Origin of the sequence: Dietzia sp. (genome assembly GCF_036741115.1) — a bacterium.
GTDB lineage: Bacteria > Actinomycetota > Actinomycetes > Mycobacteriales > Mycobacteriaceae > Dietzia.
This window is the reverse complement of record NZ_DAINST010000144.1, coordinates 1-3,557: the sequence shown is the minus strand read 5'-3', so window position 1 is coordinate 3,557 and position 3,557 is coordinate 1. Positions and strand designations below refer to the sequence as shown.

The window sequence follows — 3,557 nt, the reverse complement described above, 5'->3', positions numbered from 1 at the left end:
CCCGAGGCGCGCCCGGCCGAGGCGCGGCGCGCGGCCCCCACGGCCGCCGCGGCCGCGCGCCGAGCTCCGGTGTGCGGGCGAGCCCGCGGACTTGCCGCCCTCGGCGCCCGGCGAGGGCAGGGCGCCGGCGAGCACGGCGCGGAGCGGCGAGAACGTGTCCCCGCGGGCGAGGCCGGACCAGGCGAGCGCCCACAACGCGTCGCGGACGCCGAGCTCAGTGATGGGGGGACGTGCGCCGTCATCCAGCGGTTCCGAAGAGGCGAGCTCGCGGACCGCCTCGACGATGTCGCGGAAGAACAGTCCGCCGCCGCGCTCGAGGACGCGGAGAACAAGCGCCTGCACGGGCGTGAGTGCCGCGCGGGCCTCCACTATGTCCGCGGTCGGCAGCGTGAGCGGCGCCGAGTCCGCGGGGTGCAGGGAGACGAGTCCGTCGCGGGCGCCGGATCGGCCGCGGCCGCACCACAGCACCTCGCCCGAGGCGAGGAGTTCGTCGAGCATGGACGGTTCGAAATCGCGGACGCGAGGCGCGAGCACCAACGACTCCCACGCGGAGAGCGGCAGCGCGACCCCGTCGAGCTGCTCGATGACCGAGAGCAGGCCGTCGACTCCCTGTTCGGTATTGCCGCGACCGAGGCCCTGCCATGCGGGCAGGAAGCGCCCGAGAGTGTCCTGCTCCACCGGCTCGATCGCCGCGCGGAGCTCGGCGAGGCTGCGGCGGCGGATGCGGCGCAGCACCTCGGGATCGCACCATTCCGCGCCCGATCCGGCGGGACGGAATTCCCCGGCCACGAGCTGGTCGGCTGCGGTGAGCCTGTCGAGCACGCCGCGCGCGACGACCGTGCCGATGCCGAATCGCTGCGCCACCGCTTCTGCGGTGAAGGGCGCGTGGGTGCGGGCGTAGCGGCGAACGAGCTCGCCGAGCGGATCGCGCCCACTGTCGAGGAAAGCTGCTCCCGTGCCGGGCGGCGGCGGGACGCCGAGAGCGTCGCGGAGCCGGCCGAGGTCTTCGGCGGCGACCCACCACTCGGCGCCGGCGAAGGCGACCCGGGCGGCGCGGGACTGACGCTCGAGCTCGAAAAGGTGCTCGCCGATTCGCGCGGGTTCTTCCGCACGCTCGGCGAGCTCGGTCTCGGTGAGAGGCCCGAGGAGGCGGAGCAGATCGGCGAGCCCCTCGTCGTCGCGTGCCTTGTAGCCCTCGGCGCGATGCTGCAGCCGATCCTCCACCTGCTCGAGGACCCCGGGGTCGAGGAGCTCGCGGAGCTCGATGCGGCCGAGGAGCTGTCCGAGCAGCGAGGGGTCGAGGCTGAGCGCCGCCGCGCGCCGCTCTGCGAGCGGGCCGTCGCTCTCGTAGACGAAGGCCCCGACGTAATCGAACATGAGCGCCGCGGCGAACGGCGAGGCCGAAGGCGTGGTGACCTCGACGACCCGGATCTCCCGCGAGGCGATGCCGTCGAGCACCTCGACCAGCGCGGGGACGTCGTATACGTCCTGCAGGCATTCGCGCACGGACTCGAGGATGATCGGAAAATCGGGGTAGGCCTTCGCCACATCGAGGAGTTGCGCGGACTTCTGCCGCTGCTGCCACAGCGGCGCCCGCTTCCCCGGATCGAGGCGCGGCAGGAGCATCGCGCGGCCCGCGCACTCGCGGAACTTCGAGGCGAACAGCGCGGTATCGGAGACGTGCGCGGTGACCACGTCGACCGCCTCCCCGGACTCGAAGACGATATCGGCGGCCCCGATGGGTGGTTCGCCGACCGCCACTCCACCGCGGAACGCGTCGAGCGGGGCGTCGAGGTCGAGCGCCGCATCGGCCTCCCCGGGCGCGAGGTCCGGGACGCGGAGGATGATCCCGTCGTCGTGCACCACGGGCACCGGGTCGAAGCCGTGGCGCGAGGCCAGACGCCCGCGGATCGCCTCGGCCCACGGCCGGTGCACGCCGGCGCCGAACGGCGAGTGGAGCACGACGCGCCAGTCCCCGATCTCGTCGCGGAACCGCTCGACGAGCACGCAATGGTCGGAGGGCACCACTCCGGCGGCCTCGAGCTGATCGGCGACGAAGCGCCGAAGGTTCTCCTTCGCCCACGAGTCGAGCCCGGCGGCCTCGAGCCGCTTCTCGATATCGGGGCCGTTCGCGGCGATATCCCGGAGGAATTCGCCGAGCGCCCGGCCGAGCTCGATGGGCCTGCCCATTTCGTCGCCCCGCCAGAACGGCAGACGCCCCGAATGCGCGGGCGCGGGCGAGACGACGACCCGGTCGTGCGTGATCTCCTCGATGCGCCAGCTGGTCGCGCCGAGCGCGAACACGTCCCCGATGCGCGATTCGTAGACCATCTCCTCGTCGAGCTCGCCGACGCGCGTGGGCTTGTCCCCCACCATGAACACGCCGAACATGCCGCGGTCGGCGATCGTTCCGCCGGAGGTGACGGCGAGCCGCTGGGCGCCCGGCCGCCCACGCAGCACCCCGGCGTCCCGATCCCAGACGATCCGCGGCCGCAGCTCGGCGAAGTCGGTGGACGGGTACTTCCCGGCAAGCATGTCGAGCGTCGCAGTGAACGCCGCGCGCGGGAGCGCCGAGAAGCTCGCCGCGCGCCGCACGAGATCGAACCACTCCTCGACGTCGATCTCGTCCATCGACGCGGCGGCGATGGTCTGCTGGGCGAGCACGTCGAGCGGGTTGGACACCGGATCCGTCTTCTCGATGGCCCCGGCGAGCATGCGCTCCACGGTGATCGCCGAGTGCACGAGGTCCGCCCTGTGCTTGGGAAACAGCACCGCCACGGACGTGTCCCCGACGTTGTGCCCCGCGCGGCCCACGCGCTGCAGGCCCGACGCAACCGACCCGGGCGATTCGACCTGGATGACGAGATCGACCGCGCCCATGTCGATGCCCAGCTCGAGGGAGCTCGTGGCGACGACCGCGCGCAGCTCGCCTGTCTTGAGCGCGTGCTCGACCTCCGACCGCCGCTCTTTGGACACAGAGCCGTGGTGGGCCATTGCGAGATCGGCCGCCGCCCCGCGCGTGGCCTCGGAGGGAACCATGACCTGCGCTGGTGGCCGCGGCGGTTCCTCGGGCAGTGTCTCGGGAGAGGTATCCGACGCGTGGATCTCATTGATCCGCGCTGAGAGCCGCTCGGCGAGGCGCCGCGAATTGACGAAGACGAGCGTCGATCGGTGCGCGACGATAAGGTCGACCACTTGCCGCTCGATGTGCGGCCAGATCGATCCCTGTCCCGCGCTGCCCGCCGGCGCCTCGACCGGCGATGGGGTGCCGGAGAGGTCCGCGAGGTCCTCGACCGGCACGCGTACCGATAGCTCGTAGCTCTTCGCAGAAGGAGGCGCCACGACTTCCACCGGCCGTTCGCCTGCGAGGAATCGGGCGACAGTGTGGGGGTCGGCGACCGTCGCCGACAGGCCGATGCGCTGCGCCGGGCGATGTTCCTCCGGCGAGGCGGCAGCCCGCTCCGCCAGCGCGTCGAGCCTTTCGAGCGACAGGGCGAGATGCGCGCCGCGCTTGGTCCCGGCCAGCGCGTGCACCTCGTCGATGATCACGGTATGTG

General features: G+C 72.5%; 1 protein-coding gene. It reads right to left on the bottom strand.

Annotated elements, in window-relative coordinates; all coding sequences use genetic code 11:
- On the bottom strand, positions 1–3,557 hold a 3,557-nt coding region (locus V7E05_RS13985), incomplete at both ends, for an Lhr family ATP-dependent helicase (protein WP_333620240.1).